Below are 25,920 nucleotides of genomic sequence, written 5' to 3'. Positions count from 1 at the left end.
AACGCGAGTCAATCGGCGTCCGGAGCGCCTGTGGTCGTCCCCGTATGGGCGTTCTGCCCGGACGTTCTGACCGGACGTCAGCACGGAGGGAACCGTTCTGTTCCCGCAGTGCACGGATCGCGCGGTCGCGGAACCGCCCGGACGGCCCTTCGCTCTTGCCGGACGCATGCAACCGGCAGCTACCGAAACCAACCGAGGAAACCCCATGTTGAGCAAGACGCGTGTACACGGCGCGATCGGCGCGATCGGCGCGTTCATCGCCTTCTTCCTGGCGACGGCGGACCCCGCTTCGGCCATCCAGGGAGGCACGGTCAGCAAGCACGGCCCATGGGCGGTGCGCGTCTACATCGACGGAGAGCCGTCCTGCACGGGCACCGTCGTCGCCCCCGAGTGGGTGATCACCGCCGGTCACTGCGTCCGCTACGACAACTGGGACATCACGTTCCGCGTCGGCAGTCTCGACCAGCGGCACGGGAAGACCGTGCGTCGCGTCGAGAACGGCACGGTGTTCGCGCCCGGGGCCGACGTGGCGCTCGTACGGGTGCCCCGCCTGGACGTCGAGCCCCTCGCGGTGGGAACCGGCGACCGTGTGAAGGTGGGGCGCGGTGTGCGGTCCTACGGCTGGGGGGCCACGTGCGCGCCGCCGCGCAGCGAGGGCTCGTGCCAGTCGAACGTGCTCAAGCAGGCGCAGGTCACGATCGTCAGGCACACGGACCCGCGGTGCGATCTGCTCGCGGGGACCGGGGACTTCTGCGTCCAGCGCGGTACCGGTCTGCCGGCGGGCGGTGACTCGGGTGGCCCGGCGACGGCGTTCGACAAGGCGGGCCGAGAGGTGCTCGTGGGCGTCCTGTCCGCGTCGGACCGGGCGCAGGTCGCCTCGTTCGGAGACGTCACGCGCCTGCGCTCGTGGATCAAGTGGGTCGTCCGCACCGGGGGTCGCTAGCCGGGCCCCGCGCCGTGACGGGCGCGGCTGCCGCGGCCGTACGGCCGCCGTTGCCATAATGCGGACGCCGGTGCGTTGTCCGTCCGACGGAAGGCCGCCCATGGATCAGCGCTCAGCAGTGTCCCGTCGCGGTGTCCTCACGGCGGGACTCGGCGCCGCCGCGGTGGCGTTGCCGGCCGGGGCCGGCACGGCGTCCGCGTCCCCGGCCCGTCGTACGGTCGCGGTGGCCGGCGGCCGGACCCTGCGGTTCACCGAGGGCACCAACGCGTCCGTGGCCGTCTCGCCGGACGGCGGGCGCCTGATCGTCGAGGTACAGGGCGTGTTGTGGTCGCTGCCCCGGACGGGCGGTGCGGCGACGGCGCTGACCGGGGCCGGGCTGGAACCGGCCCGGGTGGCCTGGTCGCCGGACGGTTCCCGGCTCGCCGTCTGCGCCTATGAGGGCGGCGGGTTCCACGTGTGGACGATGGCGCCGGACGGTTCCCGTCGGCGCAGGCTGACGTCCGGGCCGTGGGACGACCGGGGCGTCAGCTGGTCGCCCGACGGCCGCCGCGTCGCGTTCGCGTCCGAGCGGGGCGGGGACGCCGTACGCGGCGGCTCGTACTCCGTCTGGACGGTGGACGTGCGCACCGGTGAGCTGACGCGGCTCACCCAGGACGCCGGGGTGGAGGACCACGACCCGGCCTGGCACCCCGACGGCGGCACGGTGGTCTTCGTCCGGGCCGGCGCCGACGGGGCACGCACGCTGGCCTCCGTCCCCGCCGGGGGCGGCAGCGTCACGGTGCTGCGCACGGTCGGCGCGGGAACGCTCGTGGGGCCCGCCGTCTGCGCGGACGGCCGGGTCGCCTGTGTGCGGGTGGACGACGCCCCGCAGGGGGCGTACGCGGCGCGCTCCACGCTGCTGGTGGACGGCGAGCCGGTCACGGACGGCGAGGACGTCTCCCCGCTGCCGCCCTCCTGGACGGCGGACGGTGAGCTGTTCTACGTGGCGGACGGGCAGGTGAGGGTGCGGCGGCCCGGCACGGCCGGCGGCGGCCCGCGGACGGTTCCGTTCGTGGCGGAACTGCCGGTGCCGCGGCCGGGCGGGTCCCGCAAGCGGTACGACTTCGACTCGGTGGCCCGGCGTCCGGTGCGGGGCGTGCACCTGCCGGTCCTCTCCCCCGACGGGGCGTCCGTGGCGTTCGTCGCGCTCGGCGCCCTGTGGGTGATGCCGGTGGGCGGTGGCCGTCCGCGCAGGCTGGTGCAGGCGCCGCCGTCCGCCTACGCGCAGATGCCGTCCTGGGCGCCGGACGGGCGGAGCGTCCTGTACTGCCGGGAGAGCGGGCCGGGCGGCGACGGGCTGATCGGTGTGCGCCGGTTCCGGCTCGACGGCGGCCGGGAGGAGGTGCTGGCGACGGGGGGACGCCTCAACCCGGTGCTCTCCCCCGACGGCACCCGGCTCGCCTGCCAGGACTCCACCGGCAACCTGCTCGTCCGTGACCTGGCCACCGGCACGGAGCGGAACCTCGCCGCCCCCCTGGGCGCGGGCGGGCCGCCGGGCCGGGCGAGCTGGTCGCCCGACGGGCGGTACCTGGCGTTCAGTGACCGCAACCGGCTCAACCGCCGGTTCCGCGAGGGCTACAACGTCATCCGGGTCGTGGACACCGCGACCGGGCGGTGGAACGCGTATCTGCCGGCCGCGCACGCCTCGCTGTCCGACCGCGGCGACAGCGGTCCCGTGTGGTCGCCGGACGGCACGGCCATGGCGTTCGTCATGGAGTCCGCGCTGTGGGTGATGCCGGTGCGCCCGGACGGCTCGCCCGCCGGTGATCCCCGGCGCCTGACCGACGAGGCCGCCGACCATCCTTCCTGGTCGGGGGATTCGCGCACCCTGCTGTACGAGGCGAGCGGGCGGCTCAGGCTCGTTTCACGCGACGGCTCCGGCCGGCGTGACGTCCCGGTGCCGCTCACCTACCGGCGGCGGCTGCCGTCCCGCTCCGACACCGTCCGGGTGCACGCCGGACGGCTGTGGGACGGGACGGGCGAGTCACCCAGGGACGACGTGGACCTGGTCATCCGCGGCCACCGCATCGCCGCCGTCGAACCCCACCGGGCGCGGGCCCGCGGCGGCGAACGGGTGATCGACGCCTCCGCTTCCACCGTCGTCCCGGGACTGTGGGACTCCCACACCCACCCGTGGCAGTACACCTACGGCGGCCGGCAGGGCAGCCTCATGCTCGCCTACGGCATCACCACCAGCGTCTCCCTCGGCGGCTTCGCCCACGAGGCCGTCCGCATCCGGGAGTCGGTGGCGGCCGGCCGTATGACCGCACCGCGTCTGTTCGCCACCGGTGAGCTGATCGACGGCAGCCGGGTCGCCTACAGCATGGCCCGCGCGCACCGGACGCGGGAGGGTCTGGAGCGGACCCTGCGCCGGGCGGTCGCGCTCGACGCCGACTTCGTCAAGACCTACGTCCGCGCGTCCGCCTCGGTCATGCGGGAGGCCGCCCGCACCGCCCACCGGGACCTCGGCGTCCTCGCCGGCAGCCACTTCCTGTCCCCCGGGGCCGCCGTCGGCCAGGACCTCACCACCCATCTCCAGGCCACCCAGCGCACCGAGTACGGCCACGCCCTCAGCCCCACCGGCCACTGCTACCAGGACGTCCACGAGACGTACCGGGGCGGCGGCTTCGCGCTCGTCGCCACCCCGTTCACCGCGCTCGCCCAGCTCGGCGCCGATCCCTCGCTCGCCGACGACACCCGCGTCACGAGGCTCGCCGCACCGTGGGACGCCGCGCTGGTGCGCAGGCTGGCGCGGACACCGCCCGGCGCGGCGGCCACGCGGGCCCTGGAGCGGGAGACGGCCGTCTACCGGCGCGTCCTCGACGACGGCGGGGTGCTCGCCCTGGGCACGGACGCGCCCCTGACCCCCCTGGGCCTCCACCTCCACCTCGCGCTGCGGGCCCTGCACCGCTTCGGCGGCCTGTCCGTCGCGCAGGCGCTGCGCACGGCGACGGCTTTCCCGGCCCGGCTGTTCGGGGTCGCGGACGATCTGGGCACCCTGGAGCCGGGGAAGCTCGCCGACCTCACGGTGATCGACGGCGATCCGTTCCGCGACGTCGACGACCTCGTGCGCACCTCCTGGGTCATGCGGGACGGCGTGGTGCACCGCCGCGAGGACCTGGTGAACGCCTTCCCGGCCGGCCCGCCGGCACCGTCCGGCCCGGCACACGCCGACTGGCTCGACGTCAGCCGGCGGCTGCGCCGTGAACCCTGCTGTTCGCACCACACCGTCGGGCCGTAGGCACACCGCCGGGCGGCCGGCGGGCGGCCGTCCCGGGAGCGCGGGCGGCGGCGTGCGCTGACGGGCGTTTCGGTGATGCTCTGCATAGCATCCTTACGTGACAGACATTCCGGACGAATTGGTCGAGCTGGAACGTTGCTGTGAAGCGGAGCGCGCGAAGCTGGCCGGCCTGTGCGGTGAGGAGTACGACGCCCAGTGGCGGGCGTGGCGAGGGGCGGCCGAGGCGTTCCACACCGCCCTGACGGCGTACTCGGCGCGCGAGGGCGGGTCGCGGTACGAGCTGGAACAGTCCGTGAAGAAGGCGGTGCGGAGCACGCAGGAGGATCCGGCGCCGTAGCCGACCGCCCCCTGACGGCACGGCCCGGAGCCGCTCGCCCCTCCGCCGGGCGGCCCGTGCCGTGGGCGGGACACGCTCGCGCTCAGTCTGCCGCCTGGTCCCGGACCGCGGTGAGACCGGACGTGACCGACGGTGCCGCGTCGGGGACCGGTCCGGCCGGGTCCCCGGAGTGCCGCCGCCGGCGAGGGGCGGCGGTGAGGACCGCGAGGCAGGCGATGACCAGTGCTATGCCCGCCCAGCCCGCGCCGGGCAGGCGTTCGCCGACGACCAGGACGGCGAGTACGGCCGCCACGGCCGGTTCCAGCAGGGAGAGCGTGGTGGCGGTGCTGGCGGGCACGTGCGCGAGACCCCAGCCGAACAGGACGTAGCCGGTGAACATCGGGATGACGGCCATGTACGTGCCGACCGCCGCGTTGGACCAGGAGGCGACGAGCGGGGCGCCGGTGACCAGGAGGACGGGCAGGAGGAGCAGTCCGCCGAGCCCGAAGACCGCGCCCATCGCCGCGCGGGAGGGGATCCGGCGGCTGATGAGCCGGTGAGCCGCCCAGGAGTACAGGGCGTAGGTGGCGGCGGCGACCAGGCCGAGGCTCACGCCGAGCAGCGTGGCCGCCATGGACGCCCGGCCCGTGCCGTCGCCCGCGTGCGCGGCCTCGGCGACGCACAGCAAGGCGGTGCCGAGCAGGCCGAGGGCGGCGGCGGCCGTCCAGCGGCGGGTGAGCCGGCGGCCGTCCACGACCCGTTCGATCACGGCCGAGGCGAGCGGGGCGGTGCCGAGCGACACGACGGTGCCGACGGCGACTCCGGCCAGGTGCATCGAGCTGTAGAACGCCAGGGGGTACACCGCGACGGAGGCCGCGCCGAGCAGCACCGTGCCGCGCCGTTCGCGCAGGCGGGACGCGTGGCGGGCGATTCTCGGGGCGGCGACGAGGGCCTGGAGGAGTCCGCCCAGGCCCATGGCGACGGCGCCGATGGCGAGCGGGCCGACCTGCGGGGCGAACGTGGCGGCCGTACCCGTCGTACCCCACAGGACGGAGGCCGCCAGCACGCAGAGCGCGCCCGTCCCGGCGGACCGGCCGGGTCCGGCGGGCCGGCTCACAGCCGGTCCAGCAGGGCGGCGGCCATCGCGCGGGCGTGCCGGAGGCGGGCGCCGTCGCCCTCAAGACCGGCGCGGGCCATGGCGCCCTCCAGCAGGAAGGCGAGGTGCTCGGCCGTCGCGCGGGCCTCGCCGGGCCGTTCGGGCAGCAGTTCCTCCAGGTGGCCGGCGATCAGCCGCTCGACCTCCTCCTTGTGGGCGCGCACCACGGCCCGGCCCTCGTCGCCGGCCGGCAGCTCGGCGGCGGCGTTGAGCAGTCCGCAGCCGCGGAAGCCGTGCTCGTAGGCGAAGGCCGCGTGGTCGGCGTAGGCGTCGAACACCGCCAGCACGCCGTCCCGTGGGCCCCGGGCGTGCTCCAGCCGGGCCCGGTACAGGCCGAGCCACTCCGCGTGCCGGGCGTCCAGGTAGGCCCTGACCAGGTCGGCCTTGGAGGAGAAGTTGTTGTAGAGGCTCATCTTCGCCACGCCGGCCTCGGTGGTGATCGTGTCGATGCCGGTCGCCGCCACGCCGTCGGCGTAGAAGCGGCGGGCCGCCGCCGCGAGGAGGCGTTCGCGGGCCGGGCGCCGGCGCGCGCCGTCCGGGGTGCTCACATCGGTTCCCCTCATCACGGTCCAGACTAGGTAGGTCGGTCTACCCAGAGTAGGTCACACGAGGGACCCCGTCCACCTGGGCACGAGAGCCCGTCCACCTGAGCACGAGACCCCGTCCCCCTGAGCTGATCAGCCCGCGAGCACGACACGGGCGACGGCGGCCGGGTAACGGGGGCGTGAATACGTCACGGCGGCAAGACGCCAGAGGCAGCGCATTGACGGGTCCGGTCTGCCGGGTGATCTTTCTTCTCACCGGCGAACCCCCTTGACCGACACCGCAGTCGGACCGGTTCCGCTTCCAAGCCCGCCTCCCTCCCCCGGAGTTGTCCCGTGCGTAGACCTCCCGTCCCGCGCCCCGGCCGTGGCCGCGCGAGACCCGTCCTGGGCGCGGTCACGGCCGTGCTGCTGGCCGCGCTCACGCCCCAACCGGCCGCCGCCGCGGCGGCATCGGCCACCCCCGCCGCGACCCCGGCGGCGTCCTCCTCCCCCGCGACTCCCGGCACCCCCGACACCGAGGCCCTGTGCGGCACCCCCCGTCCGGGACACTTCGGCTGCTTCGCCGTCCGCCGTACCGGCGCCCCGAAGACACGTGTGCGCGCCGACGGCACGGTCACACCCGAGGGTTACGGCCCCGCGGACCTCCGCTCGGCCTACTCCCTGCCCGCCGACGGCGGCGCCGGCGCGACGATCGCGATCGTCGACGCGTACGACAACCCGCGCGCCGAGCAGGACCTCGCCACCTACCGCGCGCAGTACGGGCTGCCCGCCTGCACCGCGGACGACGGCTGCTTCCGCAAGACCGACCAGCGCGGCGGGGCGGACTACCCGGTGTCCGACGACGGCTGGGCGGGGGAGATCTCCCTCGACCTGGACATGGTGTCCGCGGTGGCGCCCAAGGCGCACATCCTGCTCGTGGAGGCCGACAGCACCGCGACGGACGACCTGGGCGCCGCGGTCAACACGGCGGTCGCGCTCGGCGCGCGTTACGTGTCCAACTCCTACGGCGCCTACCACGAGGACGCGAGCCTGCCCGCCCTGGACGCCGCGTACTTCGACCACCCCGGCACCGCGCTGCTCTTCAGCTCCGGCGACGGCGGCTACGGCGTCAGCTACCCCGCCTCCTCCCCGCTCGTGACCTCGGTCGGCGGCACCTCGCTGACCCGGGACCCGGGTACCGCCCGCGGCTGGTCGGAGAAGGTCTGGAACACCGTCGTCACCTCCCCCTCGGGCCAGCCGTCCTGGGGCGCCACCGGGTCGGGCTGCTCGGCGGTCGAGCCCAAGCCGTCGTTCCAGCCGGACACGGGCTGCGCGGGCCGTTCGGTCGCGGACGTCAGCGCGGTCGCCGACCCCACGACCGGCGTGGCCGTCTACAACAGCTTCTCCGACGCCGGCTGGAACGTGTACGGCGGCACGAGCGCCTCCGCTCCCATCATCGCGGGCGTCTACGCGCTGGCCGGCACCCCGGCCGAGGGCACCTACCCCGCCTCCTACCCCTACCTCACCCCGGGCGCCCTGCACGACGTCACCGAGGGCGACGACGCGAGCTGCGGCGACTCCGGACTGTGCGGTTCCGGCCCGGTCCCGCACTGCGAACCGGCGAAGAGCTGCACCGCCGGCCCCGGTTACGACGGGCCGACCGGCCTCGGCACACCCGACGGCCCGGCCGCCTTCCGGCCCGGGGCGCACGGCACCGTCGCCGGCACGGTCACCGACCGCGCGAGCGGCAGGCCGATCCCCGGCGCCACCGTACGCCTGGGGGACTACCACACCCTGTCCGGCGCCGACGGCACCTGGTCACTGGTCGTACCGCCCGGCACGTACCGGCTGACCGTGAGCACCTTCGGCTACGCCGAGAAGGACCTCGGGGAGACGACGGTCGCCGACGGCGCCCAGGTCCGCGGCGACGCGGCGCTGGACGCCATACCCACCGTCACCCTCTCCGGCAGCGTCCGCGACGGCGGCGGACACGGCTGGGGCGTGTACGCCCGGCTGACCGTCGACGGAGTGCCCGGGACCGCGTTCACCGACCCGGCGACCGGCCACTACGCGATCCGGCTGCCCCGCGGGGCGAAGTACACCGTGCGGGCCACCGGCCTGTACCCCGGGTACCGGCCCGCCACCGTCGAGGCCGACCTGAGGTCGGCCGGGCGCACCGCGGACCTGGAACTGCCGCTCACCGGCACCGGCGTCCTCCCGCCCGGTTACGCGGTCTCCTACCACGGCGGCGGCCTCCAGCCCTTCGACAAGGCCACCACCCCCGACGGCTGGAGCGTGGTCGACCACACCGGCGCCGGCGGCTGGGACTTCGGCGACCCGCTCACCCGCGGCAACCAGACCGGCGGCGAGGGCCGCTTCGCCCAGACCGACGACTACGCCCTCGGCTGGGCCCCCGTCGACACCGAACTCATCAGTCCCGCCTACGACTTCTCGGCCCTGACCCACCCGGCCCTGGAGTTCGACACGGCGCTGCCCGGCAGCTACCGCTTCAACGACCCGACCGCCGACGTCGACGTCAGCACCGACTCCGGGGCCACCTGGGAGAACGTCTGGCACCACACGGACGTCGTGAACGGCCCCGCGCACCAGAAGGTGGCGCTCACCCAGTACGCGGGCGAGAAGTCCGTACGCGTCCGGTTCCACTACACCGGCTCCCTGACCGGCTTCTGGCAGGTCGACAACGTGGCCCTCGGCACCCGCACCCTGGACGTCGTGCCCGGCGGCCTGCTGACCGGTCATGTCCAGGACGACCACACGGGTGCCGGTGTCCTCGGCGCGACGGTCGCCGCCCGCCGCACCCCCGCCGACAGCGGCCGGAGCATCGCCTCCCCGGGCGACCCGGCCGTGGGCGACGGCCTGTACTGGGCCTTCTCCTCCGGCACCGGCCGGCAGGAGTTCACCGCGGACCTGGCCGGGTTCGGCTATCCGGCGCAGACCCGCGCGGTACAGGTCCGCGCGGACACCGTGACGACCGCCGACTTCCGGCTGAGTCCGGCGAAGCTGGAGGTCAAGCCGTCCGCGATCGGCGTCACCGTGCCCTGGGGCACGAAGAGCGACCTCACCGTACGGCTGCGCGACAACGGCAGCGCCCCCGCCACGGTCACCCTCGGCGAGCAGAACGTCAGGACCGGGACCACGGCGACCGCCGAGGGCGCCCCGCGCAGGCGCGCGGCCACCGGGGCCGGCCCGCTGGACACGCCCCGCACCACCGCGGGAAGCGCTGCCGCGGCCACCGCCACCGCCGACCCGGCGTGGCAGCCGGTCACGGACCTTCCCGAGGGCACCGCGGGCGGCATCGCCGCCACCTACCGCGGCATCGTCTACACCGGACTCGGTGCGACCGCCGACGGCCGGTGGAGCAACGCCCTGCGCTCCTACGACCCGGCCACCGGCGCCTGGAAGACCCTGGCCCCGGCCGCGACCAGGCGGTACGAGGCGGCGGCCGGCTTCATCCGCGGCAAGCTGTACGTGACCGGCGGCAAGAACGCCGCCGGACAGCCCGTCGCGGGCGGCGAGGTCTACGACCCGGCGACGGACTCCTGGTCGGCGATCGCCGACGAGCCCGTCGCCTACGCCGCTTCGGCCGCGGCGGTCGCCGGGGACAAGCTGTACGTCATCGGCGGCTGCGCGCAGTTCAGCTGCGGCAGCGGTGACGTACAGGTCTACGACCCGGCCACCGACACCTGGTCCTCCGGTCCGGCCTACCCCACGCCGACCTCGTGGCAGACCTGCGGCACCGTCGACGCGACCGTGTACTGCGCGGGCGGAGTCTCGCAGAGTGACGGCGGCACGCCGCGGGCGACCGCCGTCGGCTACGCCCTGGACGCCGGCGCCGGCCACTGGACGCCGATCGCCGACCCGCCCGTCGACACCTGGGGCGCGGCCGGCGCCACCGCCGGGGGCCGCCTGCTGACGGCGGGCGGCATCCTGACCGGCGCCGGTGCCCTCACCAACGAGGCGTACGCCTACGACCCCGTCGCCGACACCTGGACCGCGCTGCCCAACCTGCCGCAACCGCTGTACGCGGCGGCGTCCGCGCCGGGCTGGTACGTGCTGGGCGGACAGGGCGCGGACCGCGTCGTCCAGTCCGGCGCCCAGGTGCTGCCGGGCTGGGACACCCCGCACGCGGACGTGCCGTGGCTCGGCGAGAAGCCCGGGACGACGACCGTCGCCGCCGGCCGGACGGTCCGGCTGACGGTGACCGCCGACGCCCGCGCGATGGGGCCGGCCGACGCGGGCGTCCACCGGGCGCGGCTGGTCATCGACAGCGACAGCCCGTACGGCGCCGTGACCGTCCCGGTCACCATGACGGTGGTGCCGCCGCGGGGCGCGGTCCACCTCACCGGCACGGTGACGGGGGCGGGTCCGTCGGCGGCGCCGCTCGCCGGGGCGAGGGTGCAGGTCACCGCGAGGGGCGCGACACACACCCTGAGCACCGCCGTGGACGGCCGCTACGAGGTGTGGCTCATGGACGCGCCCGGCACGATCGGCGTCACCGCGGACGCCGAGGGCCACCGGACCGGACGGCGCACCGTACACCCGCACGGTGCGGCCACCGTCACCGCCGACCTCGCCCTCAGCAGGCGGTAACCGGCACGACGAGACCGTGGGGCCGGCCGGACACCCGGCCGGCCCCACGGTCACACCCGGTCGAGCGGTTCCGCGAGCGGGCTCGTGCGCCGTTCCGGGCGATCACCGGCGGCGCCGAAGGTGCGTCAGGCCGGCGGCCGGGTGAGTCTGGCGGCCACGGCGTCGAGGACCCAGTCCAGGCCGGTCGCGAAGGACGTCTCGGCGTCCACGTCCGTGCCGTCGTACACGGCCTTGGCCAGTGCCGGGAAGCGGCCCGTGGCCAACATGCTCGTCACATGCGGACCGGAGGCACGCTGCCAGTCGCGCTTGGACAGGCCCGTGGCGCGCTCGGCCCGCAGGTTCGCGATCTCACGTCTGATCGCGCCGGTGACGTAGGCGCCGACCGTCTCCACCGCGCGCATGACGGTGTCGATGCCGGCGAGGCCGTCGAGGGCGGCCAGCCTGGCCTCGGTCACGGCGAGGCCGTTCGGGCCCAGGGCCGGGCGGCCGCCGAGCAGGTCGGCGAACCATTCGTGGCGCAGCGCGGCCCGCCTGGTGCGGTGGGCGAGGACGCGCAGCGCCTCCCGCCAGTCACCGGGCTGCTCCTCGGGGAGGATCTCGGCCTGGACCTCGTCCACCATGAGGTCGAACAGCTCCTCCTTGGTGGAGAAGTAGCCGTACAGCCGCATCGGGCCGGCGTTCAGCCGGGCGGCGACCTTGCGCAGCGACACCGCCTCCAGCCCGCCCTCGTCCGCCAGCGCGACGGCGGCGGCGACGATCCGCTCCCGGTCGAGCGGCACGGGGCGAGGCGGCGGCGCCGGCTTGTCCCACACAGTCATGGCGACATCGTACTGTTGCGAGACGCCGTACCGCGCCAATACGGTGTATCGACATGAGACGTCGTATCGCGGTGGTCGGGGGCGGTCCCGGCGGCCTGTCCTTCGCCCGTGTCCTGCACCGCCATGGCTGCTCCGCCACCGTCTTCGAACGCGATCCCGCTCCCGACGCGCGCCCCCCGGGCGGCACGCTGGACCTGCACGAAGGGCTCGGCCAGCTCGCCCTGGACAAGGCGGGGCTGCTGGCGGAGTTCCAGACGCTGTCCCGGCCCGAGGGGCAGGCCATGCGCATCCTGGACACGGACGGGACCGTCCTGCGCGACTGGCGGCCCCGTCCGGACGAGCGGGCCAATCCCGAGATCGACCGCGGGCAGCTCCGCGACCTGTTGCTCGGCCCCCTCGACGTCCAGTGGGGGCGGGGCGTGACACGGGTGGTGCCGGGGACCCCGGACGGCGTACGGGTCCATTTCGCGGACGGGCGGCAGGAGACGTTCGACCTCGTGGTCGGGGCGGACGGCGCCTGGTCCCGGGTGCGTCCCGCGGTGTCGCCGGCCACGCCGCAGTACACCGGCGTCACCTCTGTCGAAACCTCCCTCGACGACGTCGACACCCGCCATCCCGGCCTCGTCCGGCTGACCGGCGACGGTTCCGTCGCCGTGTACGGCGTGAACCGGTCTCTGGTCGCCCAGCGCAACAGCGGCGGCCACGTCAAGGTGTACGCCCGGTTCCGCGCGCCGCTGGACTGGCACACGGACCTGGACCCGGCCGACGCCGGGGCCGTGCGGGCGAGCCTGCTGGCGCTGTTCGACGGCTGGGCCGAGCCCGTCCTCGACCTCCTCCGCCACGGCACCGCGTTCGTCCACCGCCCCCTCCACGTCCTGCCCGTGTCGCACACCTGGACCCACGTCCCCGGGGTGACGCTGCTGGGCGACGCCGCCCACCTGATGCCCCCGCTGGGGGCGGGCGCGAACCTCGCGATGCTGGATGGCGCCGAACTCGCCGAGTCCATCGCCGCCGGCCCGGACGACCTGGACGAGGCCGTCCGCGCCTTCGAGGAGAGGATGTGGGCCCGGGCCGGCAGGTGGGCGGAGATCACCACCGCCGGCCTGGAACGCCTGGTGAGCCCGGACCCCGCCGAAGCCCTCGCCGTCTTCGACCGGGTCCAGCCGTCCTGACTGCCGGGCGCGGGAACATAGGCACGGCAACTCACCACGGCCTCAAGGGCCTTCGGGTGAGGCGCGGATCAGCGGGCGACCTCCTCACCGGCCTGATCGCGTACGGCGGCGGATGCCGGGAGCGGGGACGCGGAGTGCCGAACTCCCCGGACCTGCGGAGACGCCAGGGCGGCGAGAGTGGCGAGGACGACCACAGCCGCGCACCCGGCCAGAGCCGCGCTCGGGCCGGCACTCTGGGCGACAGGGCCGGCGGCGAGCAGGCCGAGCGGGGCGAAGGCCAGGGATCCGAGCAGGTCGTAGGAACTGACGCGGGAAAGGACGTGCTCCGGAATCTCGCGCTGCAACGTGCTGGACCACAGCACGTTGAAGACGTCGCCGGCCACACCCGCGCAGAAGGCGGCGACGGCGGTCAGCCAGACCGGTGCCGAGACACTCAGGAAGACCATCGGCAGCGCCGCCGGGAACGTGGCGACGACCGCGACCAGGACCGGTCGGCGGACCCGGACCCGCGCGGCCAGCCCGGCGCCGGCGATGGCCCCCAGAGCCTGGGCGGCCACGACGACCGACCAGGGCCCGGCCCCGCCCAGATGCCGCTGCGCCTCCAGCGGACCGAGAACCCCGAGGGTCGCGCTGAAGACGGCGACCACGGCCGTGCACTGGGCGACCACCACCCACAGCCACTGCCGTGAGGCGAACTCCGCCCAGCCCTCCCGCAGGTCCGTCCACACGGACGACGTCTTCACCGGCCTGGCGGGCAGCCGCAGGCGACCCGTGAGGACGGCACTGACCACGAACGAGACGGCGTTCAGGGCCAGGGCCCACCCCGCGCCGACCCACGCGACGACCACGCCCGACAGCGCGAGTCCGAGGAAGAGGCACGTGTTGGTACTCATCCGCAGCACACCGTTGGCCCGTTGCAACCGGTCCGCGGGGACCACGAGCGGCACGACACCGTCCATCGCCGGTGCGAACAGCGCGGTCGCGAGCCCCGCCATCACCGCGAGGCCGCACATCGGAACCAGGGGCGCGTGCCCGGTCAAGGTCATCGCCGCCAGTCCCGCATAGGCGAACGCTCCGACGCCGTCGGCGACGACCATCAGGCGCGACCGTGACATCCGGTCGGCGACCACGCCTCCGAGCAGGATGAACACCAGCTGGGGCAGCGACTGGCAGGCGAGTACCAAGGACAGCTCGCCCGGGCCGGCGCCGGGAAGTGCCAGCACGGAGAAGGCCAGGGCCACCCGGGCGAACCCGTTGCCCAGAACGGAGACGGTCCGCGCCGACGCGAGCAGAACGAACCGCTGGTCGCGCCACAGCGCCGGCCTTCTCGAAGTGATCGTCATGGAGACGAACCTTAATTAAGGTCCTGTCTGACAATCGGTCGGTCCGTGGCGGAATCACCGGCAGGTGATCAACGGGGTGTCGTGGCGGTTGCGGACGGGTGCTCCGTGGCGTGACCTGCCGGAACGGTTCGGGCCGTGGCAGACGGTCTGTGAGCGGTTCGCCCGGTGGGAGGCTGACGGGACCGGGGCCCGCCTGCGCAAGGAGGTCCAGGTCCGCGACGACTCGGTCGCCGGCACCCTGCGCCAACTGGAGGCCGTCGGCCTGGGCCAGGCCCTCGATGCGCACCCCGTACCGGCCGCGGGTGCACACCCGGTGCGCCTGACGGGGATGCCCGATGGGTCACCGGGGGCGTTCTCAGGCGTCCGGCGCATACCAGCGCAGCTCCACCGTGTTGCCGTCCGGGTCCTGCACATAGAGGGAGTCCGCGACGCCTTGGGCACCGAAGCGCTTGCCGGGGCCGTCCAGCACTGTGAAGACGCCGGAATCGATGACGCGCTGCCAGTCGAGCGGCTCGACCACCAAGCAGATGTGGTCGACGTTGGAGCCCTTCGCCCGCTCGGCGGGCGCCTTGACGAGGTCGATGATGGTGGTGGGGCTCACCCGCACGGACGGGAAGGAGACCTTGCCGTCCCGCCACTCCTTCACCCGCACCGGCTGCAGGCCCAGAGGGCCGGTGTAGAAGGCGAGCGAGCGCTCGATGTCGGCGACGTTCAGGACGAGGTGGTCGAAGGCGATCACGCGCATGGGTTTCTCCGCGGGGTCGGGGCGCGCCGGGCGCCAGCAACGTTATGACGGGCCGGCAGCTGTGGGCCACGCCGGGTACGGGCAGGGTCTGGTCGCTGGCAGCACGGCCGGCCCCTGTTTGAGCATCGCTGCGCAGGCATCCATTGGTCCAACGCATGTTTGTCATGCAATCAATCGTGTTTCACGATGAACTGATGGATCTTCAGCAGATGCGCTACGTCCTCGCGGTGGCGGAGACTGCCAGCTTCACCCGCGCCGCCGAGCAATGCCATGTCGTCCAGTCCGCGCTCAGCCACCAGGTGGCCCGGCTGGAGAAGGAACTCGGCGCCCGGCTGTTCGAGCGGACCAGCCGCCGGGTGCGGCTGACCACCGCCGGAGAGGCATTCCTGCCCGCCGCCCGCGAGGCTCTGGAAGCGGCCGAGAGGGCCCGGGCGGAGGTGGCGGCGGCCAGCGGCGAGATACGCGGCAAACTGGCCGTCGGGTCGATCCCCACTGTGGCGGCCGTCGATCTCCCGGCGGTGATCCAGAACTACCGCCAGCGCTACCCTCAGGTACGGATTGGTCTGCGGACGGGCTCCAGCGAGCTGCTCGTCGAACAGGTGCGAGAAGGCACACTGGACGCGGCGTTCCTCGGCGTAGTGCCCGGATTCCGGCCGCAGGGCGTTTGTGACAAGGAACTTGGCCACGGGCAGCATGTCGCGGTGGTTGCCCCGGGCCACCCGCTGGCCACGCACCATGAGGTGGACCTGCGCCTCCTCGCCGACGAGGTGTTCGTGGACTTCGCCGACGGCAGCGCCGCCCGCGCCCAGTCGGACCAGGCGTTCGCGGCGATCGGCCTGCGGCGCGAGGTCGCGTTCGAGGTGTCCGGTGTCGAGCTCATGGTCCGGATGGTCCGCCACGGTTTGGGCATCGCCCTGCTACCCGCGACCTTCGACGCCGAACTGCACGGGCTCCGATGTGTGCCGATCACCAACGGGCCGACACGGGTGGAGCGCCTCATCTGGAGCCGGTTCCCCCCGTCACCCGCAGCCTGCGCATTCCTCTCTCTGCTAGGCGTCCGCACGCCCGTGGGCGAGGCCTAGATCCTCACGGCTCAGCTCGCGCTAACGGCTGGCGTGGGCGTGGCTGGAGGCCATGCTCGCGGGATAGCCGGTGACGTCGCCAGTTCTTCAGGTGGGCGAAGCAGTTCCGCCGGTCGGCCTTCCCGGTGCGGCGCTGGGTGGGGATGAGGGTGCCGTCGATCAGGACCACCTCCCCGCCCCGTTCGGCAACGTTCTCAGGCAGCAGGTCACCAGCCGCACCGTCACGTCACCGAAGTCGGCCTCCGCCTCCGCTCCGGGCTTGTGCGTCTGCGGGACGCAGGCTTCCACCACGCCTCGTCCGGCCTGGATCCGAATCTGCGCGACGTCCTCGGCGCCGAGGCGCTCACCTCGTGCGACACCGAGGAACTGATCCCCCATCTCGACGCCGCGCTCGCCGGGAGCGACGGCAGCGAGACCTCCCCCGCCCGATCGAACCGCCCAACGCCAACGCGGGGCCCGGCGCCGGCGGCGCGCGAGCCCCATCCCGTCCATGGCGGAATCAGCCGGCGGACTCCGGGGGTACCTCGCCGTGCCGGTCGACGACTCCGCGCGCCATCACGGCGTCGACACCGAACAGGACGTCACCTCTCGTACCCCTGGTCGTGGCCCCACCGTCGGTGAAGTACGCCTGCGATCCGAGGTAGGCGAGGGTGTCCTTGTCGAAGATCAACACGGATCGGGTCGCGGAACCGCTGTCCTGGTGTGTGATGCCGATGCCGTGGCGGCCGGCCGCGTCGACGGCGTCGGGGATCCAGGTGACGCCGGGAACCCTGGCGACAGCCTTGTACAGAGCGGAGGCGGTCGCGGGCGGCATGATCACACTGCCCAGCAGGTCGCCGATCCCTCTGAAGACGGCCTCGTCCTTCGATTCGCCGTCTTCCACCGTGGTCTGGTTGTAGAGCACCTCGAGCAGGGCATCGGGGTCGGCGGGCAGTTGGGCCAGCCACGCGTAGGTGGGATACCACAGACCGGGGCGCACGGGAGTCGCGAAGGTGCTGGGCACCAGTTGACCAGGCATGACGGCGTCTTTCCCACTCGAACGCAGCCAACCGGTCGTGGTGACGGGACCGGGCTTCTGAGCCATCCAGGCCTCTTCCTTGTGCGTGGCCCCGAGCACCACCGGACCGCCGAAGGCGCCCTTGTTCTCGCGCGCCAGGCGCCGGATGTACACGAACTGGTTCTCCGCCACCGGCGCCGCATCCGTCTTCATCGCCGCGGCGGCGATCCGGTCGAGTGTGGCGGTCGCGCTGTTCACGCGGGCCGGTCCGGAGGCGGCGGACCCGGCCGCCGGAGCGGAACCGTGGCCGCCGTGGGAGAAGGTGATGACCAGGGCACCGGCCAAGGCCAGTGACACGGCGGGCAGCACGAGGCCCAGGCGCGGCAGCCTGCGGCGGGACGGGACGGCCGGCTTTTCGCCGGGAGCGGTGTGGTCCTGGTCGATCTGCTGCATCAGGATGTCCTTGTAGTGAAGGTGGCGGCTCGGGGAGAGGTCCCAGTCGGCCGAAGCCGCCAGCAACTCCTCCGCCTCGCTCCGGGCGGAGCCGACGCGCGGGTTGTCAGCGTTCATTGGGTCTCCTCCCGCAGGAACAGGGCCGCGATCGCGGCCCCACTCTCTTCCTCTCCGCGACGGCCACGCGGTTCCGTGTTTCTTCGAGGCGCCGGACCGGCGCTGTGCCGGGCCAGTCGGGCCCGGGCGCGCGAGAGCCGCGACCTCACGGTCCCGACCGGGATGCCCAGCGCCTCGGCGGCCTGCTGGTAGTCCAGCCCGGCGCCCACGCACAGGGCGATCACCTCCCTGTCCGGGCGCCGTAGTCGACGCAGGGCGTCGTGGACCAGCGCGAGACGGCGGGAATCGTCGATCCGGCCGGCCGTCTCGTCGGCGAAGTCCTCCACGGGCCGGGGCTCCGGGCTGCGAGCCAGGAAGGCGAGGCGCCGACGCACACCGCGGTTGGCGTTGTGCGCCTTGTTCGTCGCGATGCCGAGCAGCCACGGTGTGAGCGAACCGCCCTCCGGTTCGACCGTCTCCCGAGTGCGCCATGCGCTGAGGAAGGTCTCGGACATCACTTCCTCGGCGTCCGACCAGTTACCGGTCAGCCGCAGGGCATGGCTGTAGACCGTGCGAGCGTTCCGGTCGTAGAGGTCGGCGAACGCCGCACGGTCCCCAGACCGTACGCGCGCCCGCAATGACTCACTGGGTTCTGTATGCCTCACACTTTGTTCTCTCCGCGGGCCCGGCCGCGTTCCTGTGCCGTGCGCCACACCACCGGAAGGACGCACACCACTGGGCCCCGCGTACCGGGGCGTCAGCGGCTTGGAGGCTCAGGGGCGCCCGTGCGTCACCCCCTGCGCTCGGGGCCCCGGCCGCGGCGCCTCGCACCCTTCATGACTGTGCTCCGGCCTCTGCCGCGTGCCGTACGGCGGACGAGCACGCACACGATCGACAGGGCACGTATTACCTCGCAGAGTCCACGGACAGCGGAGAGGCACGTCGCGGGTCACCCCGACCGGGACCCCGTCCCGGTACTGAGGGTAGGTCAGGCCGACGGCGTCCGAGAGGGGGCCGATACGCGCTCGTTACGGCACGTGAGGCCGCGTACAGAGTGAAGCACAGGTGATCCTCCAGGCGAAGAGGAGGCTGTGCGGGGGTGTCGGGTTCGGGTTGTGCTGTGCCACTCTTCTCCGTACGCATCACCGCGTGTCTCGTCCCGCAATTCGCAGAGGCACCCTCGTACCACCTGCGGACCGTCGTGCCCAGGACGGTGACGCCCATGTGATCCTCAGGTTCCGGGACCGGCCGGACGGGAGGCCGAGGTTGCGCCGGTGGTCCAGCTGCTGAGGATGCGCAGGGACTCGGCCGTGGCGGAGCCCGGCTCGGGGAGGTAGACGCACAGGGTCTGGTTGTCGTCGCCGGGCGGCTGCAGCGACTCGTAGGAGAAGTGCAGGTCGCCGACGAGCGGGTGCCGGTAGTGCAGGGTTCCGTGGCTGCGCCGCAGCACCCGGTGGTCGTTCCACCACGTACTGAACTCCGGTGACTTCAGCGTCAGTTCGCCGATCAGGTCGGCCAGCCGGCGGTCCTGCGGACAGCGGCCCGCCTCCAGGCGCAGCATGGCCACGGTCTCGGCGGCGATCTGCTCCCAGTCGACGGTGCGCTCGCGGGCCTCGGGGTCCAGCAGGTAGTAGCGCGCCAGATTGCGCCGCTGGACGGGCAGCGCCTCGAAGTCGGTCAGGACGGCGCGGGCCAGGCGGTTGGAGGCGAGGACGTCGGTGCGCCTGCCGATGATGAACGCGGGCACCTCGTCCAGGGTCTGGAGCATCAGGTGCAGCCCTTGGCGGACCCGCTGCGGGTTGACCGGTGCGCGTCGCCCGCCCGGTCGGGCGAGGAGGTTGGTGAGGTGCTCGCGCTCGGCAGCGTCCAGACGCAGGGCCCGGGCCAGGGCGTCCACCACCTCGGGCGAGGGGTGCGCGGCCCGGCCCTGTTCCAGCCGGGTGTAGTACTCGGTGCTCACGCCCGCGAGGCGGGCGGCTTCCTCGCGGCGCAGGCCGGGCACGCGCCGGACGCGCCCGTCGGCGGGCAGTCCCGCCGACTCGGGACTCACCCGCGCGCGACGGGTGCGCAGAAAGGCGGCGATCTCGCTGCTGCGGTCCATGCCTCCCAGTCTGGACCGTCCACCTTGGCTCGTCCCGGCGCTGGGTGGTCCTGTCAGTACCTGTCTTGCCAGGGCCACCTGCGGGCCGTGCGGGCCGGTTACGCGGTGGTGTGCTTGGAAGGCGGGGCCGCGACGGCGGACGTTCGAGGCCTCGCCGCTACCCACTGATCTTTTGGAAGGTGTCACCTTATGACTACCGAGACCTCTGCCACGGCCTCTGCCAGGCCCCTGGACGGCCGGGTGGCCGTCGTCACCGGCGCGTCCAGCGGCATCGGCGAGGCGTCGGCCGAGCACCTGGCGTCGCTGGGCGCGAAGGTCGCCGTGCTGGCCCGGCGCGCCGAACGGCTGGACGACCTGGTCGCGCGCATCGGCAAGAACGGCGGCACCGCCGTGGCCATCGCCGTCGACGTGACCGATGCCGCCGCCGTGCGGGCCGCCGCCGAGCGTGTCCAGGCCGAGCTGGGCGGCGCGGACCTGCTGTTCAACAACGCCGGCGTCATGCTGCCCGGACCCGTCGAGGAGCTGCGCGCCGATCAGTGGCAGCGGCAGATCGACCTGAACGTCTCCGGGCTGATGAACGTCATCGGCGCGTTCACCCCGCAGCTGGTGCGCGCCGCCGAGGAGCGCGGTGTCGCCGACCTGATCAACACCTCGTCCAGCGCCGCGCAGAACCTCTACCCGACCTTCGCCGTCTACGCCGGCACCAAGGCGTTCGTCTCGCACCTGTCGAAGCACCTCCGGGTCGAGCTGGGCCCGAAGAAGGTCAGGGTCTCCGCGATAGAGCCCGGGATCGTGGGCACGGAGCTGCAGGACCACGTCACCGACACCGGCGCCCGCGAGTGGCTGGAGGGGTCCAAGGAGACCATCGACTGGCTCCAGTCGATCGACATCGCGCAGACCGTGGGTTTCATTGCCTCCCTGCCGCTGCGGGTCAACCTCCCGCAGGTCTTCATCATGCCCACCGCCCAGCCCAGCTGACCTCGGTCCGGCCAGGGTGACGCCGTACAGAACAGGAAAGCGCAACAGCCGCGCCTTCGACGGGTGGTTGATCCACACCACCCGCCAGTGCACCACTTGAAATGGAGTTTCACTGATGCGAGCAACCCTCATGTACGGTGCCGGCGACGTCCGCGTCGAGAACGTCCCCGACCCCGTCATCAAGCACCCGACCGACGCCCTGGTCCGGATCACCGCATCGTGCGTCTGCGGCACGGACCTGTGGCCCTACGCCTCAATGAAGCCCGAGGACGGTCCGGCCCGGATGGGCCACGAATTCCTCGGCATCGTCGAAGACACCGGCTCGGAAGTGACCACCGTCAAGCGCGGCGACCTGGTCGTCTCCGCGTGGGCCGTCTCCGACAACACCTGCGAGTTCTGCCGCGAGGGCCTGCACACCTCCTGCTCCCACCCGGAGGCGAACTTCTGGGACCTTGTGCCGGATGAGGGCGGCCAGGCCGAAGCCATCCGCGTCCCCCTGGCCGACGGCACCCTCGTCAAGCTCCCCGTCGCACAGGACTCGGCCCTCATCCCCTCCCTGCTGACACTCGCCGACGTCCTCGGCACCGGCTACCACGCCGCCGTCGCGGGCGGGGTGAACGAGCGCACCCGCGTCACCGTGATCGGCGACGGGGCTGTCGGCCTGCTGGCGGTCCTGTCTGCCAAGCGGCTGGGTGCCGAACAGATCATCCTCATGGGCCGCCACCAGGCTCGCACCGACCTCGGCCGCGAGTTCGGCGCGACCGATGTCGTCTCCGCCCGCGGCGAAGAGGGCGTCGAAGCGGTCCGTGAAGTCACCGGCGGCCACGGCACGCACGTGGTCCTGGAAGCTGTCGGCACCAGGCCCGCCTACAACCAGGCCCTCGGCATCATCCGACCGGGCGGAGTCATCAGCCGGGTCGGTGCCCCCCAGTACGAGGAAGCACCCATCGGCTTCGGCAGCCTCTTCCGCCACAACATCCGCCTGGCAGGCGGCCCCGCACCGGTCCGCGCCTACATCGAGGAACTGATGCCCGACATCCTCAACGGCACGATCGAGCCCGGCAAGGTCCTCGACGCCACCACCGACCTCGACGGTGTCCCGGCCGCCTACCAGGACATGGCCGACCGCAAGAGCCTGAAGGTCATGATCAAGCCCTGACCCCGGCACGCAGGGGGGTACGGCGCACGCCGCACCCCCACTCGAGAGCCGAACCTCTGGGGTCGACACGGCCACCTACCACTGGAAACAACATGAAGAAGATCGGATTCCTCTCCTTCGGCCACTGGTCGCCCAACGAGCATTCCCTTACCAGGTCGGCCTCGGACGTCCTGCTCCAGTCCATCGACCTGGCCGTCGCCGCCGAGGAGATCGGCGTGGACGGCGCGTACTTCCGAGTGCACCACTTCGCCCGGCAGGCAGCCAGCCCGTTCCCGTTGCTCGCGGCGATCGGTGCGCGGACGTCGAAGATCGAGATCGGCACCGGCGTGATCGACATGCGCTACGAGAACCCGCTTTACATGGCCGAGGACGCGGGCGCCGCCGACCTCATATCGGGTGGCCGGTTGCAGCTGGGTGTCAGTCGCGGGTCACCGGAGCAGGTGATCGACGGTTGGCGCTATTTCGGCTACAACCCCGCGCCGGGCGAGACCGACGCCGACATGGCTCGCCACCACACCGAGACTTTCCTCAAGGTTCTCGACGGCGAGGGTTTCGCCCGGCCCAATCCGCGGCCGATGTTCCCCAACCCGCCCGGGCTGCTGCGCCTAGAACCGCACTCCGAGGGACTGCGCGACCGGATCTGGTGGGGCTCCGCGTCGAACGCGACCGCCGTCTGGGCCGCCGAGCTGGGGCTGAACCTGCAGAGTTCGACGCTGAAGGAGGACGAGACGGGCGAACCACTGCACGTGCAGCAGCGCAAGCAGATCGAGGCGTATCGCGAGGCGTACCGCAAGGCGGGCCACACCCGAACACCGCGGGTCTCGGTCGCCCGCAGCATCTTCGCCCTGACCAGCGACCTCGACCGCGCCTACTTCGGCCACGACCGCAACTCCCGCGACCACGTCGGCACGCACGACAACGTCACCCAGTCCGTCTTCGGGCGGTCCTACGCCGCGGAGCCCGACAGACTGGTGAAGCTGCTGCGGGACGACGAGGCGATCCAGGCTGCGGACACCCTGCTGCTGACCGTCCCGAACCAGCTCGGCGTCGACTACAACATCCATGTGCTGGAGAGCGTCCTCACCCACGTGGCACCGGAACTCGGCTGGCGCTGAGCATGGCCTGACGGGCGGCCCCGACCGCACCGGCCCCCGCTACACCTTCGCCACCAGCGACAGTGCGCCCGGTGCCCTGTTCGCCGGCCGGCACCTGGTGATGGACACCTGGATAAACGTCCACGTCGCAACCAGCGACGGGGAGGGAAGACATGACGAGTCGGAGGTCCCACTGGAGCGAGGACGCGGCCTGCCGGAGCGCCGACCCGGACGAGCTTGTCGCGGACTGCACCGGCCAGAACCCGGCCAAGGCGGTCTGCACCGGGTGCCCGGTGCGTACCGAGTGCCTGGCCGACGCCCTCGACAACCGTGTCGAGTGGGGCGTGGGGGCGGCATGACCGAGCGCGAGCACCGGGCCCTGCTGCGCCGCAGGCCCAAGGTCACCTCCTGGAGGACGGTCCTGGTCGACGGGCCTGCTTTTCTGTTGCCGCCGGGGTACAGGGCTGAGCCTGATTGCCGTTCCGGCCCTTCCAGTCGCTGAACGACAGCACAGCTCAGGCCCGGTCCTCCCAGGCAGCAAGGGGCTGAAGGGGCTGTGTTTTGGCCTCGCCATATCTGCTCCGCCCGCAGATCGAGCACGATCTCAGCTTCCGCGGCCCCATCGTCCGCGCTCCGCATCACTGCGCGGTAATCCGCATCGACTGACCGCGGGGATTCGTCGGTCACCGCACGCGAACGCGACAGGTCATCAGTTTCCATCGCGTAGAGAATGAGCCTCTGCTAACTGGAAGTTGCTACCCAAGGGCTGGTGTGTGCACCTGGCGGCGTAGTCGCGCTGGTCGTCGGCGGCAGCCTGTGGAGTAGATCATCTGCCGGATCGGTCGGCTATGGACCGGGCCTTGTGGGTTCGTAGGTGCTCAGGTCTCCCGGTTGGCACACCCAGGTCTCCGGCGCGGAGCGGGTGAGGCCGGGCCGGCGGGGGAGTCATCAGTCATGCTTCGATCATCCCCGGCCCGGCGGCGCACCGCCCGTCGTCGGTCGCTTTCTCCCGGCGGTGCATGCACCAGGTGCACCTACGAGGCGGTTCCCGTGAACCAGGCTCGGGTGCTGCGCACGCCGAGAAGGGCCAGCACGGCCGCGGACAGGAGCACGCTGATCACGGCTCCCGGCGCTCCTTGCGTGACGTTGACCGCCTGCACGAGGAAGTAGAGCCCGGTGGTGACCGTCAAGGTGAGGCGCAGGACGCCGCGCCCGGGCTGGAGGAGGAAGACGTGCGCGGCGCTGGCGAGGGCGGGCAGGAGTGTCAGGATCCGGTACCAGACGGGGGCCTGGGTAGTGGCCGACCGCGAGGCCCGTCACGGCTATGACGACGATGACGCACAGCACGCAGAGAAGGGCGCGCAGCGCAGTGACAGTGCCCGGGCGCTTGCTGTGCGGCGGCTTCGATCCCAACGGCTGACGGCCCCTGCCCCCTCCGGTAGCCGGTGGTGCCCCACAGTCGTCGGGTGTCGCCGGCCCCGCGATGTCCGTACACGCGGCGCGAGCCGCAGTGGCGAGGTGTGTGCGGCGGAGCGATGACCGGACGCCCGCTATGCGAAGGCGGTGTGAGCATACGCGGGACTTTTCATGGTGCTGTGGACTGGGTGCTCAGGAGACTTGTCACACCGTCAGCTGTCCAATTATGTTCGGTCACCGTGCTCGCATCCCCGCTGATCAGCGTCATAGTCGCCGCGCACGACCTCCAGGGACAACTTGGGGTCTGCCTGAAATCGATCCTGGACCAGTCCTTCCAGGACGTGGAGGTCGTCGCGGTCCTGGACCAGTCTGCCTACTGCCCCGCGGACTTGGTGGACGACTATGCCCGGCGCGATGGGCGGCTCTCGGTCGTACGGCTGACGGGTGTCGCCGGCATCGGCCGGATACGCAACGCGGGGGCCGAGCGCGCCGCCGGTGACTACCTGCTGTTTCTGGACAGCGATCACATCGTCCGGGGCGAAACGCTGCAGGCGATGGCCGACCGGCTGCGAGCGGCGGGCGAGCCGGATGTTCTTCTCTTCGGGCACACCCGCCTCCACCGCCGCCGCTCGTGGCCCGGTGCCGCGGCCGGCCTGCTGGCCCAGCAGGGAAGTGAATCCTTCGCCCCGCTCGACCGGCCCGAGTTCTTCGGTGCTCCCGCCTACTCATGGGACCGTCTCGTCCGCCGCGAGCTGTGGACCGGGCAGCAACTCGCCTTCCCCGACGGTCTCCACGAGGAGGTCACAGTCGTCCACCGGGCCATGCTCGCCGCCGACCGGATCGCCGTCCTGAAATGGAACTGCGTGCAGATCCGCCGCCGGCACACCCAGCACCCCGCAGGCTCACCCGACGGCACCCACTTCGACGTCTTCGGCCGGTACGAAGAGAGCTTCGGCCTGCTCGGCGAGCGCGGCGCCCTGGACGTGGTGGCTCCCGCTCTCTTCACCCGCATGATTCGCCACTATCTCTTCCTGCTCAACCTCGAGGGATGTCTCTCCCGCTCCGAGCGCCCGCGGTTCTTCGAACGCGCCAGCGAGCACTACCGGCGCTACCTCCCCGACGGCTACGACCACCCCGAAGGCCGAGAGGGTGTCAAGTTCCAAATCATGGCGAGCGGCAGATACAGCGCCCTGGAGGCCGCCAGTCTCCCGCAGCGGGCACGGGGTCTGGTCTCCCGGGGCGCCGCCCTCCGCGGACGGTGACCAGGCCGGCGGAAGTGTCCGTGTCTTCTTCCGTCCGTCGTCTGACCGCCGTCGCCGGCGTGGCCGCTGCGGTGGTGGGGGCGGTGGCGCTGCCGGCGTCGGCCGACGACCACCACGGCCGCCAGTACCGCCCGGTGGTGTACATCAGTGACGTGCAGTACGACGCCCCGGGCCGCGACGACCGCTCCAACCGCAGCCTGAACGCCGAGTGGGTCGAGATCACCAACGACGCCCGGCGGGCGGTGAACCTGGATGGCTGGACCCTCTCCGACGGGGACGGCCATACCTACACCTTCGACCACTACCGGCTGGACGGCCGCGCCACCGTCCGTGTCCACACCGGTATCGGCCGCGACAACCGGACGGACGTGTAC

At 72.7% G+C, this 25,920-nt stretch carries 20 protein-coding genes and 2 pseudogenes; 13 read left to right on the top strand and 9 right to left on the bottom strand.

Annotation, left to right across the window (positions count from 1 at the left end; all coding sequences use genetic code 11):
- Nucleotides 1-205 precede the first annotated feature (205 nt).
- From AB0947_RS30280 to AB0947_RS30270, 3 genes are all read left to right on the top strand, one after another.
- Nucleotides 206-943: a trypsin-like serine protease gene (locus AB0947_RS30280; protein ID WP_366753537.1), complete on the top strand. Its 738-nt coding sequence runs from the start codon at nucleotides 206-208 to the stop codon at nucleotides 941-943.
- A gap of 100 nt (nucleotides 944-1,043) precedes the next feature.
- Nucleotides 1,044-4,223 (top strand): amidohydrolase family protein, encoded by a 3,180-nt coding sequence (locus AB0947_RS30275; protein ID WP_366753536.1) that lies wholly within the window; start codon nucleotides 1,044-1,046, stop codon nucleotides 4,221-4,223.
- A 97-nt stretch (nucleotides 4,224-4,320) separates the two neighbouring features.
- The gene (locus tag AB0947_RS30270) at nucleotides 4,321-4,560 is read left to right on the top strand and encodes a hypothetical protein (protein ID WP_366753535.1); all 240 of its coding nucleotides are present in this window, start codon (nucleotides 4,321-4,323) and stop codon (nucleotides 4,558-4,560) included.
- Nucleotides 4,561-4,642: 82 nt separating this feature from the next.
- Here the strand turns inward: AB0947_RS30270 and AB0947_RS30265 are convergent, their stop codons facing one another.
- Both AB0947_RS30265 and AB0947_RS30260 read right to left on the bottom strand, forming a co-directional pair.
- A complete protein-coding gene (locus AB0947_RS30265; RefSeq protein ID WP_366753637.1) occupies nucleotides 4,643-5,605 on the bottom strand; it encodes a DMT family transporter in 963 nt (320 codons plus the stop codon).
- Nucleotides 5,606-5,652: 47 nt separating this feature from the next.
- On the bottom strand, nucleotides 5,653-6,258 hold the full coding sequence (locus tag AB0947_RS30260) for a TetR/AcrR family transcriptional regulator (protein WP_366753534.1): 606 nt from the start codon (nucleotides 6,256-6,258) through the stop codon (nucleotides 5,653-5,655).
- Nucleotides 6,259-6,573: 315 nt separating this feature from the next.
- On the opposite strand from AB0947_RS30260, the gene AB0947_RS30255 reads away from it, so the two are divergent.
- A complete protein-coding gene (locus tag AB0947_RS30255) occupies nucleotides 6,574-10,830 on the top strand; it encodes a carboxypeptidase regulatory-like domain-containing protein (RefSeq protein WP_366753533.1) in 4,257 nt (1,418 codons plus the stop codon).
- A gap of 125 nt (nucleotides 10,831-10,955) precedes the next feature.
- On the opposite strand, the gene AB0947_RS30250 is transcribed toward AB0947_RS30255, so the two are convergent.
- Nucleotides 10,956-11,648 (bottom strand): TetR/AcrR family transcriptional regulator, encoded by a 693-nt coding sequence (locus AB0947_RS30250; RefSeq protein ID WP_366753532.1) that lies wholly within the window; start codon nucleotides 11,646-11,648, stop codon nucleotides 10,956-10,958.
- A 53-nt stretch (nucleotides 11,649-11,701) separates the two neighbouring features.
- On the opposite strand from AB0947_RS30250, the gene AB0947_RS30245 reads away from it, so the two are divergent.
- Entirely contained in the window at nucleotides 11,702-12,820 is a 1,119-nt protein-coding gene (locus tag AB0947_RS30245) for an NAD(P)/FAD-dependent oxidoreductase (protein ID WP_366753531.1), read from the top strand.
- Between the two features lie 68 nt (nucleotides 12,821-12,888).
- Here the strand turns inward: AB0947_RS30245 and AB0947_RS30240 are convergent, their stop codons facing one another.
- The gene (locus tag AB0947_RS30240) at nucleotides 12,889-14,163 is read right to left on the bottom strand and encodes an MFS transporter (RefSeq protein WP_366753530.1); all 1,275 of its coding nucleotides are present in this window, start codon (nucleotides 14,161-14,163) and stop codon (nucleotides 12,889-12,891) included.
- A 43-nt stretch (nucleotides 14,164-14,206) separates the two neighbouring features.
- Here AB0947_RS30240 and AB0947_RS30235 point away from each other — a divergent pair.
- A pseudogene (locus AB0947_RS30235) lies at nucleotides 14,207-14,359 on the top strand (transposase); the annotation flags it as partial.
- A gap of 159 nt (nucleotides 14,360-14,518) precedes the next feature.
- Here the strand turns inward: AB0947_RS30235 and AB0947_RS30230 are convergent.
- Entirely contained in the window at nucleotides 14,519-14,908 is a 390-nt protein-coding gene (locus AB0947_RS30230; RefSeq protein WP_366753529.1) for a VOC family protein, read from the bottom strand.
- A gap of 194 nt (nucleotides 14,909-15,102) precedes the next feature.
- On the opposite strand from AB0947_RS30230, the gene AB0947_RS30225 reads away from it, so the two are divergent.
- On the top strand, nucleotides 15,103-15,990 hold the full coding sequence (locus AB0947_RS30225; RefSeq protein ID WP_366753528.1) for a LysR family transcriptional regulator: 888 nt from the start codon (nucleotides 15,103-15,105) through the stop codon (nucleotides 15,988-15,990).
- A gap of 499 nt (nucleotides 15,991-16,489) precedes the next feature.
- Here AB0947_RS30225 and AB0947_RS30220 read toward each other — a convergent pair whose 3' ends face one another.
- The 3 genes from AB0947_RS30220 to AB0947_RS30210 form a co-directional block, all read right to left on the bottom strand.
- Nucleotides 16,490-17,557 (bottom strand): CU044_5270 family protein, encoded by a 1,068-nt coding sequence (locus tag AB0947_RS30220; RefSeq protein WP_366753527.1) that lies wholly within the window; start codon nucleotides 17,555-17,557, stop codon nucleotides 16,490-16,492.
- Nucleotides 17,554-18,174 (bottom strand): RNA polymerase sigma factor, encoded by a 621-nt coding sequence (locus tag AB0947_RS30215; protein WP_366753636.1) that lies wholly within the window; start codon nucleotides 18,172-18,174, stop codon nucleotides 17,554-17,556. Before AB0947_RS30215 ends, AB0947_RS30220 begins: the two co-directional genes overlap by 4 nt.
- 593 nt (nucleotides 18,175-18,767) lie before the next feature.
- Entirely contained in the window at nucleotides 18,768-19,637 is an 870-nt protein-coding gene (locus tag AB0947_RS30210; protein WP_366753526.1) for a helix-turn-helix transcriptional regulator, read from the bottom strand.
- Between the two features lie 189 nt (nucleotides 19,638-19,826).
- On the opposite strand from AB0947_RS30210, the gene AB0947_RS30205 reads away from it, so the two are divergent.
- The 4 genes and pseudogenes from AB0947_RS30205 to AB0947_RS30190 all read left to right on the top strand — a co-directional run.
- The gene (locus AB0947_RS30205) at nucleotides 19,827-20,615 is read left to right on the top strand and encodes an SDR family oxidoreductase (protein WP_366753525.1); all 789 of its coding nucleotides are present in this window, start codon (nucleotides 19,827-19,829) and stop codon (nucleotides 20,613-20,615) included.
- Between the two features lie 115 nt (nucleotides 20,616-20,730).
- The gene (locus AB0947_RS30200; RefSeq protein WP_366753524.1) at nucleotides 20,731-21,774 is read left to right on the top strand and encodes an alcohol dehydrogenase catalytic domain-containing protein; all 1,044 of its coding nucleotides are present in this window, start codon (nucleotides 20,731-20,733) and stop codon (nucleotides 21,772-21,774) included.
- Between the two features lie 92 nt (nucleotides 21,775-21,866).
- A complete protein-coding gene (locus tag AB0947_RS30195) occupies nucleotides 21,867-22,889 on the top strand; it encodes an LLM class flavin-dependent oxidoreductase (protein WP_366753523.1) in 1,023 nt (340 codons plus the stop codon).
- A 152-nt stretch (nucleotides 22,890-23,041) separates the two neighbouring features.
- A pseudogene (locus AB0947_RS30190) lies at nucleotides 23,042-23,292 on the top strand (WhiB family transcriptional regulator); the annotation flags it as partial.
- A gap of 610 nt (nucleotides 23,293-23,902) precedes the next feature.
- On the opposite strand, the gene AB0947_RS30185 reads toward AB0947_RS30190, so the two are convergent.
- Nucleotides 23,903-24,058, bottom strand: coding sequence for a hypothetical protein (locus tag AB0947_RS30185; RefSeq protein WP_366753522.1), 156 nt, complete (start codon nucleotides 24,056-24,058; stop codon nucleotides 23,903-23,905).
- 465 nt (nucleotides 24,059-24,523) lie between these two features.
- Here AB0947_RS30185 and AB0947_RS30180 point away from each other — a divergent pair, with 465 nt between their 5' ends.
- Nucleotides 24,524-25,546: a glycosyltransferase family 2 protein gene (locus AB0947_RS30180; protein ID WP_366753521.1), complete on the top strand. Its 1,023-nt coding sequence runs from the start codon at nucleotides 24,524-24,526 to the stop codon at nucleotides 25,544-25,546.
- A 14-nt stretch (nucleotides 25,547-25,560) separates the two neighbouring features.
- Nucleotides 25,561-25,920 (top strand): lamin tail domain-containing protein (locus AB0947_RS30175; protein WP_366753520.1); only part of this gene is annotated, 360 nt, incomplete at its 3' end.

This window comes from Streptomyces sp. NPDC047841 (assembly GCF_040704085.1).
GTDB classification, from domain to species: domain Bacteria; phylum Actinomycetota; class Actinomycetes; order Streptomycetales; family Streptomycetaceae; genus Streptomyces; species Streptomyces argyrophylli.
The sequence above is the reverse complement of the archived record's forward strand: the minus strand, read 5'-3'. Positions and strand labels throughout refer to the sequence as shown.

Bases quoted from the DNA above. Each gene is read 5' to 3' on its own strand.
- AB0947_RS30210 (WP_366753526.1), bottom strand. From the start codon at position 19,637: ATGGACCGCAGCAGCGAGATCGCCGCCTTTCTGCGCACCCGTCGCGCG.
- AB0947_RS30245 (WP_366753531.1), top strand. From the start codon at position 11,702: ATGAGACGTCGTATCGCGGTGGTCGGGGGCGGTCCCGGCGGCCTGTCC.
- AB0947_RS30275 (WP_366753536.1), top strand. From the start codon at position 1,044: ATGGATCAGCGCTCAGCAGTGTCCCGTCGCGGTGTCCTCACGGCGGGA.
- AB0947_RS30250 (WP_366753532.1), bottom strand. From the start codon at position 11,648: ATGACTGTGTGGGACAAGCCGGCGCCGCCGCCTCGCCCCGTGCCGCTC.
- AB0947_RS30200 (WP_366753524.1), top strand. From the start codon at position 20,731: ATGCGAGCAACCCTCATGTACGGTGCCGGCGACGTCCGCGTCGAGAAC.
- AB0947_RS30280 (WP_366753537.1), top strand. From the start codon at position 206: ATGTTGAGCAAGACGCGTGTACACGGCGCGATCGGCGCGATCGGCGCG.
- AB0947_RS30205 (WP_366753525.1), top strand. From the start codon at position 19,827: ATGACTACCGAGACCTCTGCCACGGCCTCTGCCAGGCCCCTGGACGGC.
- AB0947_RS30225 (WP_366753528.1), top strand. From the start codon at position 15,103: ATGGATCTTCAGCAGATGCGCTACGTCCTCGCGGTGGCGGAGACTGCC.
- AB0947_RS30240 (WP_366753530.1), bottom strand. From the start codon at position 14,163: ATGACGATCACTTCGAGAAGGCCGGCGCTGTGGCGCGACCAGCGGTTC.
- AB0947_RS30260 (WP_366753534.1), bottom strand. From the start codon at position 6,258: ATGAGGGGAACCGATGTGAGCACCCCGGACGGCGCGCGCCGGCGCCCG.
- AB0947_RS30220 (WP_366753527.1), bottom strand. From the start codon at position 17,557: ATGAACGCTGACAACCCGCGCGTCGGCTCCGCCCGGAGCGAGGCGGAG.
- AB0947_RS30230 (WP_366753529.1), bottom strand. From the start codon at position 14,908: ATGCGCGTGATCGCCTTCGACCACCTCGTCCTGAACGTCGCCGACATC.
- AB0947_RS30195 (WP_366753523.1), top strand. From the start codon at position 21,867: ATGAAGAAGATCGGATTCCTCTCCTTCGGCCACTGGTCGCCCAACGAG.